The sequence below is a fragment of the Carboxylicivirga longa genome (genome assembly GCF_050589825.1).
Taxonomy (GTDB): domain Bacteria; phylum Bacteroidota; class Bacteroidia; order Bacteroidales; family Marinilabiliaceae; genus Carboxylicivirga; species Carboxylicivirga longa.
Genome location: NZ_JBNGOZ010000005.1, coordinates 185,632 through 208,851, shown reverse-complemented (window position 1 = coordinate 208,851; position 23,220 = coordinate 185,632). Strand labels below are relative to the sequence as shown.

Here is a 23,220-nt window from a genome sequence, read left to right as displayed (position 1 = left end):
ACATGAATCATTATTTAATCATCGCGCTTACCCTTCTTTTTTCTGCCTTTTTTTCGGGCTGCGAAATGGCTTTTTTCAGTTCCAATAAATTGCTGCTTGAGCTGAATAAGAAAAAACACCCCCTACCGGCACGCATCATCGATCGCTTTGTGCACAACCCGGGCATTTTCCTGTCAACCATACTTATTGGAAACAACGTGGCATTGGTAATCTATGGTCTTCACATGGCCGAATTAATTGAGCCGGCCATCGTCAGCTACTTCGACTCCAATATTATCCTGCTGCTGACACAGACAGCCATCTCAACACTTATTATTCTTATTACGGCAGAGTTTCTGCCCAAGACCTTGTTTCGTATTCACCCCACTTTTATCCTGAATGTTTTTGCCTTGCCGCTAATGTTCTTTTATCTGCTCTTCTACCCCCTGAGCCGCCTCACCATGAGCATCTCTCAGGTAATAATAAAAGTGGTAATGAAGGCGAGAAAGGCACCCGAACAGGCCAACTGGATGCTGAGTAAAGTGGATTTGGACAACCTCCTTACCGAGCATCACGAAAAAAGTGATAAAGACGACGCCGGAGCAACCGAGATTAAGCTACTAAAAAACGTATTAGACTTCTCTAAGCTAAAAATACGCGAGTGTATAATACCCCGCACCGATCTGCAGGTGATTGAGGTTAATGAGGAGCTGGAACCCCTGCGACAGCAATTTATTGAAACGGGTCTTTCTAAAATAATGGTGTACAAAGACAGTATTGACAATATCATTGGCTATGTACATGTATCTTCTCTGTTCAAAAACCCAAAGAAACTACGCAACATTGTAAGCCCCATATCCATCATTCCGGAAACCATGACGGCCAACAAAGTACTGGAGCTATTTACCAAAGAACACAAGAGCATTGCTTTGGTAGTAGATGAATTTGGGGGCACTGCAGGTATTGTAACGCTCGAAGATATCCTGGAAGAGATATTTGGTGAGATCAATGACGAGCACGATATTATGGAGCACATCGAAGAGCAGCTGAGTGAAACTGAATACCACTTCTCAGCACGCCTCGAAATCGACTATTTGAATGAGAAATACCCCATTAACCTACCTCAATCAGATGATTACGAAACCATTGCAGGGCTTATACTGGCGCATAATCAATCCATCCCCGAGGCCAACGAAGTAATTGTTATTGGCTCGTTTACTTTTCAGATATTAGCCGCCAGCAACGCTAAAATAGAGCTGGTTAAGGTAATTGTAAAAACGGATTAGGGTCGCATAAGAAACTTTATCGATGCAAAGATGAATGCGCAGGTTCGTGTGTCCCATTTTTTTGTATATTCGTAACCTGATTTTAAAATCTACATAATTTTTTAAGTAATAACAGAATGGCAACATTAGAGAGAATTAGAAATAAATCTGGATTACTCATCGTTGTAATTGCGGTAGGACTTTTAGCCTTTTTGCTGGGCGATTTAATGAGTTCGGGAGATTCCATATTTAGAAGACGTAACATGCAGATTGCTGAAATAAATGGAACATCTGTATCTTATCCTGAATACCAAAAATATGTAACAGAGCTTGAGGACTACTACAAGTTGAATTCTCGCTCATCGGCACTGGATGAAAATACTTCATACCAGATACGCGAGCAAGCATGGAATCAAATGGTGCAGGATGTTATCATGAATGAAAAGTATGAAGACCTGGGCATTGCCGTTACTCCGGATGAAATCTACGAGATGGCAACCGGTAAAAACGTACACCCACAGATTCGTCAGATGTTTACGAACCCACAAACCGGCGTATTTGATAAAGCACAGGTAATTAACTTTCTGCAGCAGAAGAATCTGGATCCTAACGCCAACTTCTATTGGTTGTTTTTGGAGAAGCAGATTAAAAAAGAGCGTCTGTTTAACAAATACCGCGAGTTAATTAAAAAGGGTATGTTCGTTACCACCGCACAAGCCGAGGCGGCCGTGAAGGCGAAAGCCAACAAAGTGGATTTTGACTTTGTGGTGAAACGTTACTCTTCACTTCCTGATTCTGCTGTTAACGTTTCGGAGAGTGAAATAAAAGACTACTACAACACGCACAAGGAAAACTACAAGCAAGAGGCGATGCGCGATGTGGTTTATGTATCTTTCGATGTAAAACCATCGGAGGAAGACCGCCAGATGGCCAAAGAGTGGATTGAGAAATCAAAAGTAGAATTTGAAGACCCTCAAACGGACGCCATCCAGTATGTTAACATGAACTCGGAAGCCAACTACATAGATCGAAACCTGAAACTGGAACAATTGAGCTCTACTTTGCAGGGTTTTGTAAAAGATGCGCAGGTTAATGAGGTATATGGCCCTTATCTGGAAAATGAGACTTACAAACTTTCACGCCTCGTAGCCATTAAGCAGATTCCTGATTCAGTGAAAGCCCGTCACATTTTGGTGAACGACCCGGCACTGGCCGATAGCTTATTTGCATTGGCAAAAAGCGGTGCTGACTTTGCTCAGCTGGCCCGCAAGCATTCAAGCGATCAGGGTTCGGCAATCAATGGGGGTGACCTGGGCTGGTTTGCTGATGGAGCTATGGTGAAACCATTTAACGATGCCTGCTTTGAAAACCGCAAAGGTGCCATTGTTAAGGTGGAGTCGCAATTCGGTATTCATATTATTAATGTGCAGGATAAAGGTAAGCCGGTAACGAAGTACAATATTGCTACTCTTGAGCGCAATATTACTTATAGCACCAAGACCAACCAAAAAGTATATGCTCAGGCAGCGAAATTCGCTTCTTTGAACAACTCTATTGAGAAATTCGACGAAGCCATTACCGCTGATAACCTGGTGAAGCGCTACGGCAGAAGCATTAGAGCCAACGATCGCACCGTGAACAACATGGAGCACTCACGCGAAATGGTACGTTGGGCTTTTGAAGCAGACATTAATGATATGTCACCTATTTTTGAGTTTGGCGATTCTTATGTGATTGCCTTCTTATCTGATGCAAAAGAAGCAGGCTACCAGTCTGTAGCTGCTGTTCAGGGCGGTATCGAAAGAGTTTTACGCAACAAGAAAAAAGCCGACAAGCTAATTGCTGAGTTAAACAGCAAAAAGCAAGGTGGTGACATCGCTGCACTGGCTGCTAATATTGACAGTGAAGTAATGAGTGCCAGCCAAATCGATTTTGGCGCCTTCCAGGTTCCGGGAGCCGGCGTTGAGCCTGCCTTGGTAGCCGTTGCCACCAGCACCAAACAAGGTGAGTTGAGCCAACCCGTAGCGGGCAATAACGGTGTTTACGTAGTTAAGGTTAACAATGTAACACCCAACACAACTGATGTAGCCACCGAAAGAGCTCAGTTGTCACAGAGCAATGGTTTCAAGGTAGATTACCAGGCTACTGAAACCATTCGCAAACAAGCAGAGATTAATGATGAAAGAAGCAAGTTCTTCTAAAATCCATCATGATATAAAAGAAAAGGCGGGACACTATGTTCCGCCTTTTTTTGTTCTTTAAAATAATAAGGACAGCAAAATCATAGCAGCTAAATAGATCACACAGTTGATTTTTAGTATCTTAATGATGAAAATAATACACTCTTTAAAATGATCGCTATGAAAGCACCTTCAATACTTGTTAAAATCCTACTATTCTTTATAGGTATCATGGCTTTCATCCCGGTAAGCGCGCAGGATGCCAAAGCCATTGTTAAAAAAGCCGATGAAAAGATGGAAGGGGAAGAATCCAGCATCTCGGTAATGTCGATGACTATTAAACGTCCTACTTACGAGCGAAACCTGGCGTTTAAAAACTGGACCAAAGGCACTAAGCTTGCACTAACACTGGTAACCAGTCCGGCGCAGGAAAAAGGACAAACCTTCCTGAAGCGTGACCGTGAGATGTGGAACTGGAATCCCCGGATATCACGTATGATCAAACTACCGCCTTCCATGATGTCGCAAGGTTGGATGGGATCGGATTATACCAATGATGATGCCTTGAAGAAATCATCCATCGTGGATGATTATCATCACACCCTGCTTGGCGAAGAAAAAATTGACGAACTGGATTGTTATCATATTCAACTAATCCCCACTGAAGAGGCCGCTGTTGTTTGGGGCAAAGTAATTATGTGGATTACCAAAGATGAATACCTTCAAATGAAGGTGGAATATTACGATGAAGACGCGTTTTTAGTAAAAACAGAACTGGCACATAACATCACCACGATTGGCGGGCGCGTATTACCATCACAGTTTGAAATAATCCCGGCTGACAAACCCAACCAAAGAACCATTATCAACATTCAGCGCATCGAATTTAACGTGCCAATTGATGATAACTTCTTCTCGCAACAAAACATGAAACACATTCGCTAAGCCCTAATGCCGAAAAGTATTAAGTATCAAGACTATTTACAGCATGCTTAAAATGTTGTAAAACTTTAAAAAGTAGCACGATGGCAACCAATGAATTTAAACTGGCCTGGCGCAATATATGGCGAAACAAGCGCCGGACATTAATTACAGTCGCCTCAATCTTTTTCGGAGTGATATTAAGCACCCTGATGAGTTCGATGCAAAACGGCACCTACTCAAAAATGATTGATAATGTAGTGAGCTTCTATTCAGGATACCTACAGATCCATCACCCCGACTATTGGGAAACAAAATCCATCGATGATTTATTTATCCCTACCGACTCACTACTTAATGCCGTCTCTAGCAATAAAGCAGTCGATTTGGTGGTGCCACGAATGGAATCTTTTGCCTTGATGTCGTATGGTAACAATACCAAAGGCGGTATGCTTATTGGTATCGAACCAGCTGAAGAAAACCAATTGACCCGGCTCAAACAATGGGTGCATGAAGGCCGCTATCTGAAAGCCGGAGATGATGGTATTCTGATGGCTATCAATCTGGCCAAGGCATTGGACGTGCAACTGGGCGACACCCTTGCTTTAATTAGCCAGGGCTATCATGGCTATAGTGCAAGTGGACTGTTTCCGGTTGTTGGGATACTGAAATTTCCTTTCCCAACCATGAATAACTTTGGAACCTATATATCCTTAGATCGTGCCCGTACGTTTTTTTCAGCACCAGAAATGGTGACGAGCCTGGTATTAACAGTCGATAATTTTGACGACGTTTATCCTGTTAAACATCACCTCACTTCGAGCCTTGGCAGCCATTACTCAGTGATGACTTGGGATGAGATGGATCCTGTTACCAAGCAGATGATCGAAGGCGATAAGGGGCAGGGCTATATCATGAAAGGCATCCTGTATATCCTGATTGGGTTTGGTGTATTTTCTACTGTCATTATGATGATTGCCGAGCGACGTAAGGAACTGGGCGTCATGGTGGCTGTGGGCATGAATAAGTTAAAATTGGCCAAAGTACTGTTCTACGAAACCATGCTTATTGGCGTAGTGGGCGTAGCTTCCGGATTTGCCATCAGTGTACCGCTGGTTTGGTGGATGGTGAACAACCCTATCCCATTAACCGGCGAAGTGGCTGATGTATATGAACAATTCGGCATGGAGCCAGCTATCTATTTTGGTAACGATCCTATGATTTTCTGGGGACAGATTCTGATTGTTTTCGGCATCACCCTTTTGGTGTCTATCTACCCCATCAGCAAGATTAAACGCTTACAGGTAACCAAAGCACTTAGAGCATAACATAACGATAAAAACTTAAATCATGATACTTTCAATCTCATGGCGTAACGTATGGCGAAGCAAAACCAGGAGCCTGGTTATCCTGTTAGCCATCGCTTTGGGCATATTTACAGGTGTGTTTAATTATGCCTTTTATAATGGCATGGCCATTCAGCGTATCAATTCGGCCATATCAACCGAAGCTTCACATATCCAGCTTCATCAGAAAGGCTACCTCGAAGAGCCTGATGAAAAAAACTATATGCCCAACGCCATCAACCTGGCTAATAGCATAACCGCCAGAGACTCCGTTAAGGCAGCCTGCGCTCGTTTTATTGTGCAGGGTATGATTCAGTCGCCAACCACCTCTGCCGGAATTAAAGTGATGGGTGTAAATCCGGACAAAGAATCTCAGGTCACTAACCTGTACACGAAGATTATTGATGGTGCCTACTTTGCAGGCATCAAACGTAACCCGGTAGTGATTGGACAAAAGCTGGCCGATAAACTGAAGCTGAAAGTTCGCTCCAAGGTGGTGATTACCTTTGCCGATGCTGCAGGTTACATCTCGGGGGCCTCCTTCAGGGTGGCCGGCATTTATCAGACATCCAACAATATGTATGATAATACCAATGCGTTCGTGCGTTCGGAAGACCTGACCGCACTATACGGTGCCGACAGTAATGCCGGGCACGAAATAGCGGTGCTCCTGAATCATTCCGATGATGTTCCGTATATTCTGTCTGATCTGAAATCAGACTATGCGCAATTGGATATTAAAGAGTGGCGCGAAATCATGCCCGAGGTATCCATGCTGGAATCGAGTCTGGATATCTCGATGTATATCTTCATGATCATCATCCTGCTGGCGCTAACCTTTGGCATTGTTAATACCATGCTGATGGCCGTACTCGAACGCACCAAAGAGCTGGGGATGCTCATGTCAATCGGCATGAATAAATCGCGTGTTTTTAAGATGATCATGATTGAAACCGTATTTTTATCACTGATTGGCGGTGTTGTAGGTATCATTATTGGAATCGTTGTAACAGTTGCCACGGCGAGCTCAGGAATCGATATTTCAATTGTATCCGAAGGCTTTGGTGCCATGGGCTACGACTCCATTGTTTACCCCGTGCTTAAAATCAAGAATGTGGTGGATGTGGTTGTGATGGTTTTTGTCACAGGTATGCTGGCCGCTGTTTACCCGGCTCTGAAAGCCTTAAAACTGAAACCGGCTGAAGCCCTCCGCATCGATATGTAATAGTAGCTAGTAACATCAAAAAATCAAGATCATGAATGTCATTGAAGTAAAACAACTGACCAAGATATATAACGATTCAGAGGTAAAAGTACATGCCGTTCAAGGCATCGATCTGGAGATACAGGAAGGCGAATTTACAGCTATTGTTGGTCCTTCGGGATGCGGGAAAACCACCTTTTTAAACATGCTGGGTGGCTTGGATCAACCCACCGAAGGAACGATCCGTATTGGCGATACCATGGTAAATGACCTTAAGTCAACAGAACTCATCGATTTTCGCCTGCATAACATCGGATTCGTGTTTCAGGCTTATAACCTGATTCCGGTGTTGACAGCCAAAGAAAACGTGGAGTTTATCATGCAGCTGCAAGGGAAACCGAAGGAAGAACGGGAGAAAAGGGCCATTGATCTGCTGACTGAAGTTGGACTGGGTGAGCGCATTGACAGCAGGCCATCAAGGCTTTCGGGCGGTCAGCAGCAACGGGTGGCTGTAGCGCGTGCACTGGCATCCAAACCTAAGTTTGTGCTGGCCGATGAACCAACTGCCAACCTCGATTCAACCTCTACCGAGACATTACTCGACATCATGGAAAAACTGAATCGCGAAGAAAACATCACCTTTATATTCAGCACCCACGATGCCAGGGTGGTCAATAAAGCACGGCGAGTCATCCAGCTAGAAGATGGTAAAATCATTAAAGACGAACGCAAAGGATAAATTAATTCAATGATTCAACTTAAAACGATCATTATCGCTTTTGCATTAGTCAGCTTACACTTAATTGTATCGGCCCAATATGCAGATGCCGGCAAGAAGCTGACTATAAACGGCTACCTGGTCAACATGCAGTCAGTTTCGATCTCAGACATGCCTTTTGAAGTGCCCGACAGCCTTGATTTTCTGACAAAAGACGACAAACATCTATACAATACCAATATCTACTTTCAAAACCGCTTAAACTTGTCCTGGTATGTCAATGAACACTTAACCCTCTCGACCCAGATGCGCAACCGTCTGATCATAGGCGACCAGGTACGGTTGGATTGGACCGGTCAATTGGAAGACAGCTATGAGAAGAATGGTAACTTTTTTAACCCGGCCCGGAATGTGGCTGTGGGCAACAGTTATATCCTTAATCTGGCTTTCGATCGCTTATATGCCCAATACTCATCCGGCAACCTGGATATCACGGTTGGTAAACAACGCATCAACTGGGGAAAGACCTTTGCCTTCAATCCCAACGACCTGTTTAATACCTACTCGTACTTTGATTTTGATTATGAGGAAAAACCGGGTACAGATGCCATCCGTGCCATGTATTACACGGGGGCAGCTTCATCCATCGAACTGGTGGCCAATATCGACAGTGCATCGCATGTATCTGCCGCCCTGAAATGGAATGCCAACATCTGGAATTATGATTTTCAGTTTATTGGCGGCACTTTGCTGAGTCATGATCTGGCTCTAGGGTTCGGATGGTCGGGCTATGTTAAAGATGCCAGCTGGCGTGGTGAATTAGCCTGGTACCAACCCTTTGAAAACTTTGCCGATACCTCAGGTGTCGTAATGCTATCTACCGGGATGGACTATTCATTAAATTCAAAATGGACCATCCAGGGCGAGGTGATGCTGGCTAAACTTCCCAAAGACAAGGAGATTATATTCTACGATGCCTATGCTCCGCCCCAATCTGTTAAAGATCTGGCTACTTCACCCTTTCAGCTGCTCGGAAGTGTACTGTTTCAGGCAAGTCCCCTCTCCTCCTTTTCGCTGGCAGGCATCTGGTATCCGCATCCCGATATTAAAGGTATTTTCCTGGGGCCCACCTGGACCTATAGCGTAGCCGATAATTTCAGTGCATCAGTTTACTGGCAGTTTTTCAACGGCTATTTTCCCGATAGCCTCACCAATGAGATCAAGCGCCAAGGTATTCATTCGGGCTATCTGAGGTTTAAATACAACTTTTAGAATCAAAACCACGCACCTTAGAAAAGCTTAAATTTTAGACTACCTCTGTTGGCTACTAAAATCTAAAGCTTTTCCAAAGTGCGCTAAGTAAACCTATTGTGGATTAAAGCCACAGAATAAAAACCAAAGATCGGTTTTAATCAATATTAAAAGTACTAAGATAACGCTCTCCCGTATCGGGCAATATCACTACAATACGTTTCCCTTTATTTTCAGGACGCTTAGCTAGTAAAAGAGCAGCATATAAAGCAGCACCGGATGAATAACCACATAAAATGCCCTCTTTCCGCGCCGCCTTAAGTGCCGTTTCAATGGCGGCTTCGTTAGGTACTTTAATCACTTCATCCAACACACTGGTATTTAATACTCCGGGAATAAAACCGGCACCAATACCTTGTATCTTATGCGGCCCGGGCTGACCACCCGACAAAACCGGTGATGCTTCCGGCTCAACAGCAACGATTTTTATAGCTGGATTACGCTCTTTCAAGACCTCTCCCACGCCGGTTATCGTACCTCCTGTACCCACACCCGCCACAAAAATATCCACTTCACCACCGGTAGCTTCCCACACCTCTTCGGCCGTTGTGCATCGGTGAATAGCAGGATTAGCAGCGTTGTTAAACTGCTGGGGAATAAATGACTTGGGTAGCTCGGCAGCAATCTGCTCAGCCTGTTCAATGGCTCCCTTCATTCCCTTCTCAGCCGGTGTAAGCACCAGCTCAGCACCAAACTTAATCAACAGTTTACGCCGTTCCATACTCATACTTTCAGGCATGCACAGTATTATTCGATAGCCTTTAACGGCTGCTACAAAGGCCAATCCAACCCCTGTATTTCCGCTTGTGGGCTCCACAATAACCGTATCTTTAGTCAACAAGCCCTTCTGTTCCGCATCATTAATCATGGAATAGGCAATACGATCCTTGACCGAGCCGGCCGGATTAAAAAACTCAAGCTTGGCCAACACTTCGGCATGAGCATCTTCACTTAGGCGGTTAATGCGAACCAAGGGGGTATTACCGATTAACTCATTTACATTCTTAGCAATTTTCATCATTCTGATTATGGTTTATTGTCAATGCTTTGTTATGATATAAATAAAATACGTTGACCATCCTTTTTGTTCATGCACCAAAACAAAAATACAGGCTCTTTGAATCCAATAGAGGTCCCAAAACTGTAAAGCACCGCTCGCATCCAAGTGTCCGGCTGGAGAATAAATGTCAAGTAGTAAGTTTTGAAAGAACCATATTTATAAGGCTTTTACGGAACGATTCTGTACAAGTGTATTGTGATAGGGAACCGTTCCGGAAAACATTATGAACGCTCCACTAGAAAGCCTCACGCAATGTGAAATACACACCGTTGTCACCGTGGTTAGATACGCCAAAATCAACACGAAAGTTCAGTCCCTCATCGGGCAGCACCTTAAAGCGAACGCCGGCACCGGCTACCCAATGTAAATCCGAAAAAGGAGTCTGCATAAATTCAGGCATCACTTTCCCCGTTCCTGTAAACAGTGCTGTACCCAGGCGCCACCAAATATGACGCCGCCACTCAGCTTGCACAAACCACGAATGCCTATCCATATAACGATAAGGATGGGCTATGCCGCGTAGCATACGGTTTCCGCCAATAGATGACAGCTTGTAAAAAGGTACATCGCCTGTGGTAGCATTCACCATAGCCTGAAAACCCAAAATGGAAACATCCGCATGCAAAGACACAAACTTACGAACATCCAAACTGGTACTTGTGAAGGCGTAATCACTACCCATAAAACCATCATAAATAGCCGATGAGCACATAACGAACCAACCTTTGGTGGGGTATAGCTGATCATCGCGATTATCGTAAGCCAAAGCCGGCCCTATACCATTGGCCCATCCTCCACCAAAACCGGGTATTGAGGGATTGAGAAGCTCTCCCTCCACATCGGTAAAATCATCATAATTAACATCGAGTCGAAGCCCCAGAAACCAACTGGCGCTAATGCCTTTTAGTACATCGGTTTTAAAAGCTATTCGGTTAATATCATAGCGCGAAAAAGGCGGATCTTTCTGCTGATTACCAATGCCATAAAACTCATCAGGAAGAAACATGTATTGAAACTTTGAGATAAACATCCAACGATTAGCCGTGAAGGCCTGAACATCAAAGTCAAATTCATACATCCCCTTGGTAGAAATTTTAGCTGAAGGCGCAATGGTGGTGGGTCGATAAAAATCAGAGGACTCATTCAGTCGGGGACGAATACGCCATACCGGCATTACGCCAATGATAAACCCTGTGCGTGGCGAAAAACCAGCCATCGGATACAAGGAAAGAGTAGTGCGTCCCTTCTCAATGGTGACAAAATCAATCACATCCTCTACAAGCGAAGCCGCCTGTTCCACCAAACTAGCATCCAGCGTATCAATGACTACTTCCTCCTGCGCCATTACCTGATTACAAAGGCCGCATAACACCCATAAAAAAAAGATTTGTACTCGCATTCCTTCGTTTTGTCGTGATTGAGGTTTCGAATGATTTATCTAACGTTTACATTACACCACCTCCTATTGCTGAAGGTGGCATAGTAAGGCAAAAGTAGCTAAAATTAACCATCTGCTAATTCATATATTCAGAATTGCTCGCGATAAAACAAACGCTTTGTTGCTTTAACAAGCCTCCTGCCCAACTGCATCCCTGCTAATATTCAGAAGAGGATAAATTTATATCAAAAACGGAACCCAATAGCGTTAGGTGAATGATCGTTTAAATGCAAGATCCCGGATAATGCGTTATCACTTCCAGGCGAATAATTACAAATTGTTGTAATTGAGTACCTTAGCGCAGCGCCTTTACATCAGAAGCCACAATTTCAGCACCTTCATTACCAAAACCTGTGCGCAAGTAATTAAGTATATCGGCAATTTCCTGATCCGATAAATTACGATAGCTGGCCATCACCCCATTATATTTCTGACCGTTCACCTCAATCTCACCACTCATGCCATTTAACACTATATCAATCAGTGGCGAAGGATCGCCGGATACCATCTTATTATTCGCCAATGGCGGATACATGCCGGGCAATCCGTTTGCATTACGCTGATGACATGCCATACAATGCCGCAGGTAGGCTTGCTTTCCGGGATGCTCATCCAGGGTTATTGGGGTCTCAACAGGGTTCGATGCCTGTTTCTCCGCACTTTTCTTGTTTCCTGAAGGCCCACAAGCCACCAAGCCCACCACTAAAAGTGATGCACCAATTAATTTATGCATATTACGCTTTTTTGTCTTTTACGACAGTTTGGATAATCATTTCACTTTGATGACCGGCAATATCCATTGCCTCTTCAATAACGCCGCCAAAAAGACTGCCCATCTTTATGCTATTGAGGCGAGATACATACACTTTACCATCACTTTTCTCATATACGGAGATACGGCAAGGCATCAGTGAGGAAGCAATGCGCTCATCATCACGACTCAGTATCTTCTGGGCTATATCAGGCTGACAGACCGCCATCACTTTTACTTTTCGCACATCGTAGTCGAACTTGGCCAGCGTAGCCTGAAGGTCGTGTACAGCCGGTGTCTTCCATCCCTTTTGGTCAATGGCCTGCTGCAAACGCTGTAAAGTTTCCTCAAAACTGTATTTGCTTTCGCTCTCCACGAGCATCATTTTGGGTGCCATGGATCTAATAATGAAAAAAGTGATGGCTGCACCCACAATCAGGCCAATCAATATAAAAATAAATCGTTCCATCATAATTTGTATTTTTTACTACTATAACAACTTTTAATAGTCAATGTTTAGCCCTTTGTGATAACAAAACACACTCCGTAACTGTTATTTTTAATACTTTTGCCAATCTGACCAAGCAACAAAAAATGCAAGCGCAATGATTATTTACTTGAGGGTATTGTCGAACGAGGTTGAAAGTTTCGTTGAGGAGATTGCTATTGACGATACGGCAAGCTTCGCTGATTTACACACCTGCATTCAACATACCAACGATTACGATGCCACGCAGATGGCTTCCTTCTTCACTACTGATAATGAGTGGAACAAGGAAACGGAAATCACCCTGTTTGACATGAGCGAGGGAGCCAATGAATCCTTAAAGGTGATGCAGGACACCTTAATATCTGATTTTCTGTTTGAAGAAGGGCAGCGTTTGCTCTATGTTTTCGACTTCTTCTCGGAACGAGCCTTTTTCATGGAGGTGATTGAGATGGCAGAGGGCACACTTAAAAAAGCCAATTGCTACCGAAACGAAGGCGAGGCACCTGAGCAAATAAAAATGGCAGATTTGTCGGATGACACCGGCATGGCAGATGAAGACCTGTTTGGCGATGAGTTTGACGGCTCGCTGGATTCAATGAATTTTGAGGATCTGGATACGGATTTGAACCTGGACGACTACGCCGACCAATACTAAAACAGTAAAATGACAAATACGCTTATTGTTATAGTGGGCCCCACCGGCATTGGTAAAACAGAACTGTGCCTGACCCTGGCCAAACACCTAAAAACCGACATCATATCGTCGGATAGCCGACAAATATTTAAGGAGCTAAAAATAGGCACCGCTGCCCCCACTGCTGAGCAACGTGCAGCCATTAAACACCACCTGGTGGCCACCCATTCTGTTAATGACTATTACAATGCCTATCAATTTGAGCAGGATGTGCTGAAATTACTGAAGGAACTGTTTACCCACCAAAATCAGGTGATTATGACAGGTGGCTCCATGATGTATGTTGATGCTGTTTGCAAGGGAATTGATGAATTACCCACCATCGACCCTGAACTTAGGCAGGAAGTAATGGACCTCTATAATAAAGAAGGACTCGATGCCATACGCCGGCAACTTAAGATGCTGGATCCGGTATTTTACGATCAGGTGGATCTTAAAAACCACAAACGCGTGATGCATGCCCTTGAAGTATGCCTAATGACAGGGCAGCCCTACAGCAGCCTACGTACCAATACAGCGCGCAAACGCCCCTTTCATATCCTGAAAATAGGACTCGATATGGATCGTGAAGCACTGTATGAACGCATTAACCAGCGCGTTGACTGCATGGTGAAAGAAGGACTTTTTGATGAGGCCAAAGCCTTTTACCACCTAAAGCATATTAACGCCCTGAACACTGTAGGCTACAAAGAAATATTTGCCCACTGGGATGGTGAATATGATGCCGATAAGGCCATTGAGCTGATCAAACGTAACTCACGCCGCTATGCCAAACGACAGCTATCTTGGTTCCGGCGAGATAAGGAAATAAACTGGTTTCACCCCTCACAAATCAATGAAATTATTAAATTTGTAGATACTCATATCGAATTAGTTTAACCCACCGGGCCAAAAAAGCAAATCCTTGCTCGCGGTTTACAAACGAAAGGCCCGGTGTTTTTTTGTACTATGGACACTCCCAAGCAATTCAATATTCGCGTTTATGGACTGCTGATTAACGAACAGCAGGAAGTCCTGATCACCGATGAGTACCGAATAGGCATGCTCATGACCAAATTTCCGGGCGGTGGTTTAGAATTTGGAGAAGGGACGATCGACTGCCTCAAGCGTGAATTTATGGAAGAGCTGGGGCTACCTATTGAGGTTGAAAGTCATTTTTATACCACCGACTACTTTCAGGCAGCTATTTCCTTTGAAAACACACAGCTAATGAGCATCTACTACCGGGTAAAAACGAACACTACAGAGCCTATCCAAACAAGCCACCATAGTAATGATATTCCTGCCGTGGATGGAGCCCAGTCGTTTCGCTGGATGCCCATAAGGCATCTAAATTCCGAAGAATTCACATTCCCAATAGATAAGATAGTGGCTGAGATGCTCAAATCGGACTGCATTAGGGCGTTGTAAGGCGAATTCCGATTGATAACTTATCATCTTTTTGACCGCTAACCTGAATAATACTTGTTGCTAATGTTAGTGTTGCAAGCAATAATTGTTTTTCCATTTATAGATTTTGGTGTTTGATTGAATGATGATTAACATTAATTAATCAAACAATTTAACACCGACTACATTAGAACATTGAACTTTTCACTTATCATTTCTTCGATATGCAAGAGTGCATTCCAACTACTTCACCGCCTCCACCACCAAATGAAAGGTTGATGGCTTCCATTCTGAGCGGTCGAAACCACCAAAACAATGTACACTTGAAAAATACTTCTGGAGAATGGCCTCCAGCGGCTGCTTTTTAAGCACCAATAAGGAAACCGAATTTTTAACTTCCCCTGCAGGAGTCTTCAATACGGTTGAGAAATCGATTTTACCATCAGAACGATGCGAATAATTACGCACAAACATGCAGTTACCAGCCTCTATACTGGGTAAGGCCTCTACCCGATCGCAAATAACACGATCATAGTTAACCACCTGTAACATAAGCTTGCCACCTTCTTTAATGCGGGCAGCCGATTGCTGTATCATCGACTCCACATCCTCCATTGCATCCAGGTGCGCCAGGGTATTGCCAAAGCACAAAATAGCATCAAACAGCATAGGCTTAAAATACTCACCCACCTGCTTCATATCACCCTGTTGAAACTGCAAATCGAGTGCCTGAGGACGCTTTTCTTCCGCTTTGTCCACCATGGCACTGTCGTAGTCAAAAGCCCTAACCTTTGCACTCCTGCGCGCCAAGGCGATGGATAAAGAGCCAGTGCCGCAGCCCACATCTAAAATACGTTTGCCGTTCAAGCAATGGCCCAAGCCTTCATGCACAAACGATAATTGCTTTGGGTTAAGCGGAAAAATAGTGTCGTAAGCGCTTACTATTGTGCTGTAAAAATCCATTAATCGATACGTTGTGAGATATGATAATTATTTCGCTCATGACCGTTACGTGCCACCATCTCGGCCAGGAAACCGGCCAGGAAAAGCTGTGTACCGATAACCATACTCACCAAAGAAATATAGAAATAAGGACTATCGGTTAGTAAACGTGCTGCCACATTATGATACACGTACCATAGTTTACTGGCACCCAAGCCCAATGCAGTAAGGAAACCTACGGCAAACATTAAGGTACCCAAGGCGCCAAAAAGATGCATGGGACGCTTGCCAAACTTAGCAATAAAAGTAACCGACAATAAATCCAAAAAACCTTTTATGGTGCGTTCGATACCGAACTTAGACACTCCGTACTTACGTTCCTGATGTTGCACCACTTTTTCGCCGATTCGCTTAAAACCGGCCTGCTTGGCAATAAGTGGTATATAACGATGCATCTCGCCATACACCTCAATATTTTTCACCACCTCATTACGGTAAGCTTTCAGCCCGCAATTGAAATCGTGCAGCTTGATACCCGACACCATGCGCACCGTACGGTTAAACAGCTTACTGGGTAATGTTTTACCAATGGGATCGTAGCGTTTCTTTTTCCAGCCACTCACAATGTCGTATCCTTCCTCCTTCACCATACGAGTCAGTTCGGGTATTTCATCCGGGCTATCCTGAAGGTCGGCATCCATGGTTATCACCACGTCACCTTGTGCAGCTTCAAAGCCGCAATATAAGCCGGCTGACTTACCATAGTTACGACGGAATCGGATTCCCTTAACCGGAGCAGCCTCCCTTTTCAGCTCTTCTATCACAGTCCATGAAGTATCGGTACTGCCGTCATCTACAAAGATGACTTCATAAGACCAGTTCAGCGGGCTCACCACCCGCTGAATCCAATCATATAATTCTTTTATTGACTCTTCTTCGTTATATAAGGGAACGACGATTGATAAATCCATATTAGGCTTCTTCAATTTGTGAACCATCAAACATTTGTGGCTCCTTTTTAAATATAGCGGCTAAGATAAGAGAAATAATCGCGCCCATAAAAGGACTTCCAACAATGCTCATTATTAAAATGGCATTAGGACTGGTAAACATACGAATCATCTTTTCGGCCATTTCCAGCTGAGCATCGGGCGTTCCTTGTGCCATAGCCTCTTCCATAGCCTGTGCTACCAGTTGTTCAACAATGCCCGGATCGATAAATTTATAAAGGATGAAAGTAAATACTCCGGAGATAACACCCCCGAAGAACATGGTTAAAGTGCCCAATCCAACGCCCTGACCGTAACGCAAGTAGCCTCCATTCTGCTTATCCCGAAAATTAATCATCGCCCATGCCAAAACACCAATACTGATGGCAACAGACAGCCAGCCGATGGCTTTGTTGCCAAGCAAACCGGCCAAATAAATAATCAGCGTAAAAACAATTGATACTACCCCAAGGTACAAACCATAGGTCATGGCATTTTTAACAACGGATGGTTTTTGAGTTTCCATAATTAAGATTTTAAGTTATCGCCATCTAAAATACAAATTACCTTTTAAACACGATGAATTCTGTCCCTATTTCTTTCTGGACGGGTTCGAGGAAAAAAAAACGAAAATTTTGTTTTTCATTTTCACCACTTTAGCTATTTCAGTCAAAAAAAGTAGTGCTGAATATTTGCAGGGATAAAAAATTGCCCTACTTTTGCATCCGCAATCAAGAAACAAACACGGGTAAGTCCCATACGACTAGCTCCTGTTGAACTCCCCCAGGGCCTGGCGGCAGCAAGGGTAAACGGTTGTAGCAGTGCGATATGGGTAGCTTACCCACCCGCCTGTGTAGCTCAGCTGGCTAGAGCAGCTGATTTGTAATCAGCAGGTCGGGGGTTCGAGTCCCTCCACAGGCTCTCAACAACAAACGAGTTGTGAGAAAGAATAAGAAATATTGAAGTGATTGATGGGGAGATACCAAAGTGGCCAACTGGGGCGGACTGTAACTCCGCTGACTTATGTCTTCGTAGGTTCGAATCCTGCTCTCCCCACCAAATTGCCTGTGTAGCTCAGCTGGCTAGAGCAGCTGATTTGTAATCAGCAGGTCGGGGGTTCGAGTCCCTCCACAGGCTCAATATTTTTATTTATTGCGAAAGTAGCTCAGTTGATAGAGCATCAGCCTTCCAAGCTGAGGGTCGCGGGTTTGAGCCCCGTCTTTCGCTCAAGGCCATTCTCAGGAGTGGCTTTTTTATTGAAAGTTTTCAGTTGGGGAGATACCAAAGTGGCCAACTGGGGCGGACTGTAACTCCGCTGACTTATGTCTTCGTAGGTTCGAATCCTGCTCTCCCCACAAAAGGTTCTGTTAGAAATAGCAGAACCTTTTTTTATGCCTGTATATTTGCTATTTTTAGTATCTCATTAATTTAAAATCTCATGTTAGTTAAAATTTATCCCGAGAATCCCAACGAAAAGGAGATAAGTAGAATAGCGGACATACTGCGTCAGGGAGGCTTGGTCATCTACCCTACCGACACTATTTATGGTATTGGCTGCGATATTAATAATGCCAGGGCGGTTGAAAAAGTAGCCCGCCTCAAAGGTATCAACCTAAAAAAGGCAAACCTCAGCTTTATCTGTCACGATCTGAGTCATATATCAGATTTTACCAAGCCCCTGAATAATCATGTGTTTAAGCTGATGAAAAAGCATCTGCCCGGTCCTTTTACTTTTATCCTACCGGCCAATAGCAATGTGCCCAAACTGTTTAAAAACAATAAGAAAACCATCGGTATTCGCGTGCCTGATAATTCAATTGTGCGTGCCCTCGTTAAAGAACTGGGCAACCCCATCCTGTCTACTTCTGTAAGAGACGAGGATGATATACTGGAGTACACCACAGATCCGGAGCTGATCTATGAAAAATTTGGCGATCAGGTTGATGCGGTAATCGATGGTGGCTACGGCGATAACGAACCATCTACTATCGTTGACTGCACCGGTAATGAGCTGGAGATTACGAGATACGGAAAGGGCGAAATAGAACTTTAAAGAAATAGTTCCGGAGATAATATTAAGCATAGATTTTCAGGATCGCATCTTTCATTTCCATAACGCTGTAAAGATACGATCCTACACGACGGTACAGGATAAGTTGGGGATTGAAGTCAACTCCTCCAGCCTTAACCTTTCCAGAAGTAAGGCGAGAACAGCAGGATAACAGTGAAGAGTTCAAGGCGACCAATCAGCATAAGAAAGGACAGAAACCACTTACCAAAAGCCGGTACCTCATAGAAGTTAAGTGCCGGCCCCACATCACCCAATCCGGGCCCAATATTTCCAATGGAGGTAGCTACTGCCCCCAGCGCTGTATCCAGATCGAAACCCATAATGCTCATAATAATCATGGATATACCCACCGTCATCATGTAAATAACGATAAAAGCCAGCACATTAGTGATGATACCCTGGCTAACAGCGCGATTATTATACCTAACAGGAATAACAGCATTAGGGTGCACCAAACGCTTCAACTCAAAGAAGCTATTCTTCATAAGCAGCACGATACGAACAATTTTTATACCTCCTCCCGTGGACCCAGCAGAGCCCCCTGTAAACATAAGCAGGAAAATAATGACACTTAAGAAAGGTGCCCACACCAAATAGTCGGCGGTTGCATAACCCGTAGTGGTAATGATGGAAACCACCTGAAACAAACCATCGCGCCAGGCCTGCTCAACAAAAGATGCACTCCCGGTAAAATACAAAACAGTTGCCACAAGCGCACTAACACCAATTATAATACCCGTATAGGCCTGCAACTCCTCATCCCTGACAATCTTCATAAATTTACCACGCAAAGCACTGTAAGACATGGTAAAGTTGGCCCCTGCAATAAACATAAACAGGATAATAATATACTGTATATAAGGCGAAGCAAAATAGGCCACACTCGCCTGCTTGGTCGAATAGCCACCCGTTGCCATAGTAGTAAAAGAATGGCAGATGGCGTCGAAAGGTGTCATGCCTCCAATAACCAATAAAATAGCCTCTGCTAAAGTGAACAACACATAAATTCCATAGAGGCGCTTAGCCGTTTCAGTAATCCGAGGGTGTAACTTATCCGGTGCCGGACCGGGCACTTCAGCAATAAACATTTGCATGCCCCCCACACCTAATACAGGAAGTATAGCCAGCGACAACACAATGATACCCATTCCTCCCAGCCATTGAATCAGGCTGCGCCAAAATAAAAGACCATGCGGTAAGGCCTCAATATCATTAAGGATACTACTGCCCGTGGTTGTAAAACCCGATATGGTCTCGAAAAAAGCATCGGTAAAAGAAGGGATAGCACCACTGAGATAGAAAGGTAATAGTCCGAAGAAGGAAAATACAACCCACACAAGCGCCACAATAAGATAACCTTCGCGCATACCAATATTCTTGGGGGCTTTGCGCAGCATTAAGCTAATGAGTCCTCCCACACCAATACACACTGCCGATGAAGTAAGATGATAAGGCAAATCATACTCACCATACAACAACGCCACACCAGCCGATAACAACATAAAAACACCCTCGACAACCAATAATAAGCCGAGTACCAATATGATAAATCTTGAATTGAGCATTTTATATCTGACGAAATAATTAGCGGGGCAAAGATGTTACTTTTTCATTCAATTTACTGCTTTTGTTCTAAATATTCTTCCAAAAGCCGGGTGAAAACAGGATCAGGACAGTAAACAGCTCAAGGCGCCCCAAAAGCATTAATGAGGAAAGCACCCACTTGCCGGCTTCGGGCACTGCTGAAAAATTGTCAACAGGACCTACCGAACCAATGCCCGGACCAATACCTCCCATGGTGGTGGCGGCTGCCCCCATGGCTGAATCCATGTCCATACCCAGAAAGGTTAAAACAAAGGTACCCATTGAAAAAATTGTCAGATAAAGAATTACAAAAGCCATTACTTTATACACAATATCGGGCGCCACCGTACGATCCTGAACCTTCAAAGGTATAACAGCATGAGGATGCACCATGCGCTTAAATTCGAGTATCGTATTGCGAAAAAGAATGGAGTGACGCATAATTTTAATGCCGCCCGACGTACTTCCTGCACAGGCTCCGCTGAACAGCAAGAGGAACATTAAATACGTTAAATAAGGGTGCCAGGCCGTGTAATCGGCCGTTGCAAAACCAGTACTTGTTACCAGGCTAACCACCTGAAAAAAAGCAACACGAACAGATGACTCCCAGTTATGATGATCGAGAAACACCAGCGTGATAGACACGATGGCACTAACCACAGCAATAACAACTAAATAGACCCTAAACTCGCGATTCGAAAATAACTTATTGACCTTACCCTTCCACACAAAATAGAAAAGTGCAAAGTTAGTACCGGCAAATATCATAAAAAGTATGATGACATATTGGATGTATGGCGAATATCCGGCAATACTATCATTTTGTGTTGAAAAACCACCCGAAGCGATGGTGGCGAAACTATGACACAGAGCATCAAAAAGCGGCATGTCACCCGCCACCAGAAAAACGGTCTCCAAAAGTATAAGAACCAAATAAATGCGCCACAAAATATTGGCAGTTTGTTTCATGCGCGGATGTAACTTTTCATTGCTAATGCCGGCCGCCTCGGCATTGTACAAAGACATACCGCCAAAACCAAAATACGGTAGTATAGCAACAGCCAATACCACAATACCCATTCCGCCAATTAGGTGTGTAGTACTACGCCAAAACAGAATGCCATGAGGCAGTGCTTCAATATCGGCTACAACGGAGGCTCCTGTTGTGGTGAAACCCGATATGGTTTCGAAAAAGGCGTTGGTAAACCCCGGTATTGTACCACTGATTAGATAGGGCAGGCTACCAAATACCGACATAATAACCCACACAATGGTAACAATAATGAAACCCTCGCGCCGCCCCAGCTCATGACCACTATTACGCCAAAGCCATGAAGCCATGCCCCCTAACAGCAGGCAGATCAGTGCTGACAGCAGGTGCGCATTCAGATCATTCTCCTGATAATAAAAAGCCACGCCGGCACAAACCAACATAAACATACTCAGCGCCACTAAAATATGCCCCAATACTTTTCCTATAAATCGATAATTCAACATACTTGCGATTCAAACAACACACAAAGTTGATACATTTTAAGCAAAAACACCGACCTCTACCTAAAAAAAATCCCCTTAACCATCTCCAGTACACTACTCAAGTTACTAATAATTAGAATTCAACACTCACGAAGCATGAAAAGGATTTAGGTTTCTATTATAGAAAAATATCAAGAATAACCGGAATTAAAATATTAACTTCGCATCCTAAACAAAAATACAATATACGATGGGGATAGTTATACAGGAAGTCAACAGTACGAAGACTCTTAACGACTTTGTTAACCTACCATATATCCTTTATAAAAACGAAGCCAATTGGGTACCTCCCATCAAGAAGGAGGAACTTAATGCGCTTCTTGAAGATAAAAACCCGGCCTTTGATTTTTGCAAGGTTAAACTTTGGGTAGCTTATAAAGACGGCAAATGCGTGGGACGCATCGGCGGCATCATTAATACACTATGGATTGAGAAGAAAGGTGAGAACATTGGACGCTTTACACGTCCTGAGTTTATCGATGATGAAGCGGTGAGTCGTCAGCTGATGGAAACGGTTGAAAATTGGCTGCGGGCAGAGGGCATGAAGGAAGTTCAGGGACCGCTGGGATTCTCTAACCTTGACCATCAGGGCTGTCTGATTGAAGGACACGACTGGTTGCCTTCGGTAGCTTCGGATTACCACATGGCCTATTACCAGAATCATTTTGATGCACTGGGATACGAAAAGGAGATCGACTGGCTTGAATTCCGCATTACCTTTCCTGATGCCCTACCCGAGAAAGCTTTTAAGGTGGCTGACATGCTTACCCGCCGCTACAGCCTTAAGGCGCTGAATTTTACATCAGCCAAGGAGCTAGAGCCCTATAAAGAGAAAGTTTTCGCCCTATTCAATAAGGCTTTTGCGGAGCTGTTCGGAACTTTCCAGTTGCCCGAAAAAATGATACAATTCTATATCAAGAAATATTTCCCCATTTTAAATCCCCGCTACGTCAAAATCATATTGGATAAGGATGATGAGTTAGCCGGCTTCCTCATTGCCTTGCCATCTTTGTCCCAGGCTATGAAAAAGGCAAAAGGCAAATTGCTGCCCTTTGGCTGGTGGCATGTGATGAAAGCGCTTAAAAAACCCAAAGAAATGGATTTGATGCTAACAGGCGTAAAGCCAGAACTGCAAAAGATGGGAGTAGCAGCACTGCTAATGAATGACTTATGGAGAACAGCTAAAGAAGACGGCGTAAAGTATGTGGAAACTACGGGTATGCTAGAAAATAACCATGTGGCCATACAAATGTGGAAATCATTTGACCATATACAGCATAAAAGAAAACGTTGTTATAAAAAAGCACTTTAACCAAAGACAATAGATAATAAATTGAATGAAAGGTGCTTGT

General features: G+C 43.9%; 21 protein-coding genes, 5 tRNA genes and 1 other RNA gene. 18 read left to right on the top strand and 9 right to left on the bottom strand.

The features are described from left to right. Positions 1 to 2 precede the first annotated feature (2 nt). The 7 genes from ACRD7A_RS06375 to ACRD7A_RS06345 all read left to right on the top strand — a co-directional run bounded on the left by ACRD7A_RS06375 (position 3) and on the right by ACRD7A_RS06345 (position 8,885). Positions 3 to 1,265, top strand: a complete 1,263-nt coding sequence (locus ACRD7A_RS06375; protein WP_430810298.1) for a hemolysin family protein — start codon at positions 3 to 5, stop codon at positions 1,263 to 1,265. 116 nt (positions 1,266 to 1,381) lie between these two features. Further along, positions 1,382 to 3,445 carry a peptidylprolyl isomerase gene (locus ACRD7A_RS06370; protein WP_430810297.1) on the top strand — a complete coding sequence of 688 codons (2,064 nt, stop codon included), beginning with the start codon at positions 1,382 to 1,384 and terminating at the stop codon, positions 3,443 to 3,445. Positions 3,446 to 3,604: 159 nt separating this feature from the next. Beyond that, positions 3,605 to 4,369 carry an outer membrane lipoprotein-sorting protein gene (locus tag ACRD7A_RS06365; RefSeq protein ID WP_430810296.1) on the top strand — a complete coding sequence of 255 codons (765 nt, stop codon included), beginning with the start codon at positions 3,605 to 3,607 and terminating at the stop codon, positions 4,367 to 4,369. An 80-nt stretch (positions 4,370 to 4,449) separates the two neighbouring features. Further along, entirely contained in the window at positions 4,450 to 5,673 is a 1,224-nt protein-coding gene (locus ACRD7A_RS06360; RefSeq protein ID WP_430810295.1) for an FtsX-like permease family protein, read from the top strand. A gap of 22 nt (positions 5,674 to 5,695) precedes the next feature. Next, positions 5,696 to 6,916 carry an ABC transporter permease gene (locus tag ACRD7A_RS06355; RefSeq protein ID WP_430810294.1) on the top strand — a complete coding sequence of 407 codons (1,221 nt, stop codon included), beginning with the start codon at positions 5,696 to 5,698 and terminating at the stop codon, positions 6,914 to 6,916. A gap of 31 nt (positions 6,917 to 6,947) precedes the next feature. Continuing rightward, positions 6,948 to 7,634, top strand: coding sequence for an ABC transporter ATP-binding protein (locus ACRD7A_RS06350; RefSeq protein WP_430810293.1), 687 nt, complete (start codon positions 6,948 to 6,950; stop codon positions 7,632 to 7,634). 9 nt (positions 7,635 to 7,643) lie between these two features. Further along, complete coding sequence (locus ACRD7A_RS06345; protein ID WP_430810292.1) at positions 7,644 to 8,885, top strand: hypothetical protein; 1,242 nt, start codon at positions 7,644 to 7,646, stop codon at positions 8,883 to 8,885. 136 nt (positions 8,886 to 9,021) lie between these two features. Here the strand turns inward: ACRD7A_RS06345 and cysK are convergent, their stop codons facing one another. The 4 genes from cysK to ACRD7A_RS06325 all read right to left on the bottom strand — a co-directional run bounded on the left by cysK (position 9,022) and on the right by ACRD7A_RS06325 (position 12,645). Next, a complete protein-coding gene (gene cysK, locus ACRD7A_RS06340) occupies positions 9,022 to 9,945 on the bottom strand; it encodes a cysteine synthase A (protein WP_430810291.1) in 924 nt (307 codons plus the stop codon). A gap of 274 nt (positions 9,946 to 10,219) precedes the next feature. After that, on the bottom strand, positions 10,220 to 11,383 hold the full coding sequence (locus ACRD7A_RS06335; RefSeq protein WP_430810290.1) for a BamA/TamA family outer membrane protein: 1,164 nt from the start codon (positions 11,381 to 11,383) through the stop codon (positions 10,220 to 10,222). A gap of 334 nt (positions 11,384 to 11,717) precedes the next feature. Beyond that, on the bottom strand, positions 11,718 to 12,155 hold the full coding sequence (locus tag ACRD7A_RS06330; protein ID WP_430810289.1) for a c-type cytochrome: 438 nt from the start codon (positions 12,153 to 12,155) through the stop codon (positions 11,718 to 11,720). Between the two features lies 1 nt (position 12,156). Continuing rightward, the gene (locus tag ACRD7A_RS06325; protein WP_430810288.1) at positions 12,157 to 12,645 is read right to left on the bottom strand and encodes a DUF302 domain-containing protein; all 489 of its coding nucleotides are present in this window, start codon (positions 12,643 to 12,645) and stop codon (positions 12,157 to 12,159) included. A gap of 133 nt (positions 12,646 to 12,778) precedes the next feature. Between ACRD7A_RS06325 and ACRD7A_RS06320 the strand changes: the two genes are divergently transcribed. The 3 genes from ACRD7A_RS06320 (at position 12,779) to ACRD7A_RS06310 (ending at position 14,767) form a co-directional block, all read left to right on the top strand. Further along, positions 12,779 to 13,318: an IS1096 element passenger TnpR family protein gene (locus ACRD7A_RS06320; protein WP_430810287.1), complete on the top strand. Its 540-nt coding sequence runs from the start codon at positions 12,779 to 12,781 to the stop codon at positions 13,316 to 13,318. A 9-nt stretch (positions 13,319 to 13,327) separates the two neighbouring features. Continuing rightward, positions 13,328 to 14,236, top strand: coding sequence for a tRNA (adenosine(37)-N6)-dimethylallyltransferase MiaA (gene miaA, locus ACRD7A_RS06315; RefSeq protein WP_430810286.1), 909 nt, complete (start codon positions 13,328 to 13,330; stop codon positions 14,234 to 14,236). A 69-nt stretch (positions 14,237 to 14,305) separates the two neighbouring features. Beyond that, entirely contained in the window at positions 14,306 to 14,767 is a 462-nt protein-coding gene (locus tag ACRD7A_RS06310) for an NUDIX hydrolase (protein WP_430810285.1), read from the top strand. A gap of 222 nt (positions 14,768 to 14,989) precedes the next feature. Here the strand turns inward: ACRD7A_RS06310 and ACRD7A_RS06305 are convergent, their stop codons facing one another. Genes ACRD7A_RS06305 through ACRD7A_RS06295 form a run of 3 tightly spaced genes read right to left on the bottom strand, consistent with a single transcriptional unit; the run spans position 14,990 to position 17,203 of the window. After that, positions 14,990 to 15,709, bottom strand: coding sequence for a class I SAM-dependent methyltransferase (locus tag ACRD7A_RS06305; RefSeq protein WP_430810284.1), 720 nt, complete (start codon positions 15,707 to 15,709; stop codon positions 14,990 to 14,992). Further along, positions 15,709 to 16,659: a glycosyltransferase family 2 protein gene (locus ACRD7A_RS06300; protein WP_430810283.1), complete on the bottom strand. Its 951-nt coding sequence runs from the start codon at positions 16,657 to 16,659 to the stop codon at positions 15,709 to 15,711. Before ACRD7A_RS06300 ends, ACRD7A_RS06305 begins: the two co-directional genes overlap by 1 nt. A 1-nt stretch (position 16,660) precedes the next feature. Next, positions 16,661 to 17,203, bottom strand: a complete 543-nt coding sequence (locus ACRD7A_RS06295; protein WP_430810282.1) for a DUF4199 domain-containing protein — start codon at positions 17,201 to 17,203, stop codon at positions 16,661 to 16,663. Between the two features lie 220 nt (positions 17,204 to 17,423). Here ACRD7A_RS06295 and ffs point away from each other — a divergent pair. The 7 genes from ffs to ACRD7A_RS06260 all read left to right on the top strand — a co-directional run bounded on the left by ffs (position 17,424) and on the right by ACRD7A_RS06260 (position 18,730). Further along, an RNA gene (gene ffs, locus ACRD7A_RS06290) (signal recognition particle sRNA small type) lies at positions 17,424 to 17,523 on the top strand. A gap of 1 nt (position 17,524) precedes the next feature. Next, positions 17,525 to 17,598 (top strand) — tRNA-Thr (locus tag ACRD7A_RS06285). Positions 17,599 to 17,650: 52 nt separating this feature from the next. Then, a tRNA-Tyr gene (locus tag ACRD7A_RS06280) sits at positions 17,651 to 17,736 on the top strand. Positions 17,737 to 17,740: 4 nt separating this feature from the next. After that, a tRNA-Thr gene (locus ACRD7A_RS06275) sits at positions 17,741 to 17,814 on the top strand. Between the two features lie 17 nt (positions 17,815 to 17,831). Next, positions 17,832 to 17,904 (top strand) — tRNA-Gly (locus tag ACRD7A_RS06270). A 45-nt stretch (positions 17,905 to 17,949) separates the two neighbouring features. Then, a tRNA-Tyr gene (locus ACRD7A_RS06265) sits at positions 17,950 to 18,032 on the top strand. 83 nt (positions 18,033 to 18,115) lie between these two features. After that, entirely contained in the window at positions 18,116 to 18,730 is a 615-nt protein-coding gene (locus tag ACRD7A_RS06260; protein ID WP_430810281.1) for an L-threonylcarbamoyladenylate synthase, read from the top strand. A gap of 131 nt (positions 18,731 to 18,861) precedes the next feature. Here ACRD7A_RS06260 and ACRD7A_RS06255 read toward each other — a convergent pair whose 3' ends face one another. Further along, positions 18,862 to 20,313 (bottom strand): TrkH family potassium uptake protein, encoded by a 1,452-nt coding sequence (locus ACRD7A_RS06255; RefSeq protein WP_430810280.1) that lies wholly within the window; start codon positions 20,311 to 20,313, stop codon positions 18,862 to 18,864. A gap of 67 nt (positions 20,314 to 20,380) precedes the next feature. After that, positions 20,381 to 21,829 (bottom strand): TrkH family potassium uptake protein, encoded by a 1,449-nt coding sequence (locus ACRD7A_RS06250; protein WP_430810279.1) that lies wholly within the window; start codon positions 21,827 to 21,829, stop codon positions 20,381 to 20,383. Between the two features lie 229 nt (positions 21,830 to 22,058). On the opposite strand from ACRD7A_RS06250, the gene ACRD7A_RS06245 reads away from it, so the two are divergent. Further along, positions 22,059 to 23,180 carry a GNAT family N-acetyltransferase gene (locus tag ACRD7A_RS06245; protein ID WP_430810278.1) on the top strand — a complete coding sequence of 374 codons (1,122 nt, stop codon included), beginning with the start codon at positions 22,059 to 22,061 and terminating at the stop codon, positions 23,178 to 23,180. The last annotated feature ends 40 nt before the right edge of the window (positions 23,181 to 23,220 follow it).

What these genes read in the sequence shown, in the direction of transcription:
- ACRD7A_RS06375 (WP_430810298.1), top strand. Translation starts at nt 3, where the DNA reads ATGAATCATTATTTAATCATCGCGCTTACCCTTCTTTTTTCTGCCTTT.
- ACRD7A_RS06370 (WP_430810297.1), top strand. Translation starts at nt 1,382, where the DNA reads ATGGCAACATTAGAGAGAATTAGAAATAAATCTGGATTACTCATCGTT.
- ACRD7A_RS06365 (WP_430810296.1), top strand. Translation starts at nt 3,605, where the DNA reads ATGAAAGCACCTTCAATACTTGTTAAAATCCTACTATTCTTTATAGGT.
- ACRD7A_RS06360 (WP_430810295.1), top strand. Translation starts at nt 4,450, where the DNA reads ATGGCAACCAATGAATTTAAACTGGCCTGGCGCAATATATGGCGAAAC.
- ACRD7A_RS06355 (WP_430810294.1), top strand. Translation starts at nt 5,696, where the DNA reads ATGATACTTTCAATCTCATGGCGTAACGTATGGCGAAGCAAAACCAGG.
- ACRD7A_RS06350 (WP_430810293.1), top strand. Translation starts at nt 6,948, where the DNA reads ATGAATGTCATTGAAGTAAAACAACTGACCAAGATATATAACGATTCA.
- ACRD7A_RS06345 (WP_430810292.1), top strand. Translation starts at nt 7,644, where the DNA reads ATGATTCAACTTAAAACGATCATTATCGCTTTTGCATTAGTCAGCTTA.
- cysK (WP_430810291.1), bottom strand. Translation starts at nt 9,945, where the DNA reads ATGATGAAAATTGCTAAGAATGTAAATGAGTTAATCGGTAATACCCCC.
- ACRD7A_RS06335 (WP_430810290.1), bottom strand. Translation starts at nt 11,383, where the DNA reads ATGCGAGTACAAATCTTTTTTTTATGGGTGTTATGCGGCCTTTGTAAT.
- ACRD7A_RS06330 (WP_430810289.1), bottom strand. Translation starts at nt 12,155, where the DNA reads ATGCATAAATTAATTGGTGCATCACTTTTAGTGGTGGGCTTGGTGGCT.
- ACRD7A_RS06325 (WP_430810288.1), bottom strand. Translation starts at nt 12,645, where the DNA reads ATGATGGAACGATTTATTTTTATATTGATTGGCCTGATTGTGGGTGCA.
- ACRD7A_RS06320 (WP_430810287.1), top strand. Translation starts at nt 12,779, where the DNA reads ATGATTATTTACTTGAGGGTATTGTCGAACGAGGTTGAAAGTTTCGTT.
- miaA (WP_430810286.1), top strand. Translation starts at nt 13,328, where the DNA reads ATGACAAATACGCTTATTGTTATAGTGGGCCCCACCGGCATTGGTAAA.
- ACRD7A_RS06310 (WP_430810285.1), top strand. Translation starts at nt 14,306, where the DNA reads ATGGACACTCCCAAGCAATTCAATATTCGCGTTTATGGACTGCTGATT.
- ACRD7A_RS06305 (WP_430810284.1), bottom strand. Translation starts at nt 15,709, where the DNA reads ATGGATTTTTACAGCACAATAGTAAGCGCTTACGACACTATTTTTCCG.
- ACRD7A_RS06300 (WP_430810283.1), bottom strand. Translation starts at nt 16,659, where the DNA reads ATGGATTTATCAATCGTCGTTCCCTTATATAACGAAGAAGAGTCAATA.
- ACRD7A_RS06295 (WP_430810282.1), bottom strand. Translation starts at nt 17,203, where the DNA reads ATGGAAACTCAAAAACCATCCGTTGTTAAAAATGCCATGACCTATGGT.
- ACRD7A_RS06260 (WP_430810281.1), top strand. Translation starts at nt 18,116, where the DNA reads ATGTTAGTTAAAATTTATCCCGAGAATCCCAACGAAAAGGAGATAAGT.
- ACRD7A_RS06255 (WP_430810280.1), bottom strand. Translation starts at nt 20,313, where the DNA reads ATGCTCAATTCAAGATTTATCATATTGGTACTCGGCTTATTATTGGTT.
- ACRD7A_RS06250 (WP_430810279.1), bottom strand. Translation starts at nt 21,829, where the DNA reads ATGTTGAATTATCGATTTATAGGAAAAGTATTGGGGCATATTTTAGTG.
- ACRD7A_RS06245 (WP_430810278.1), top strand. Translation starts at nt 22,059, where the DNA reads ATGGGGATAGTTATACAGGAAGTCAACAGTACGAAGACTCTTAACGAC.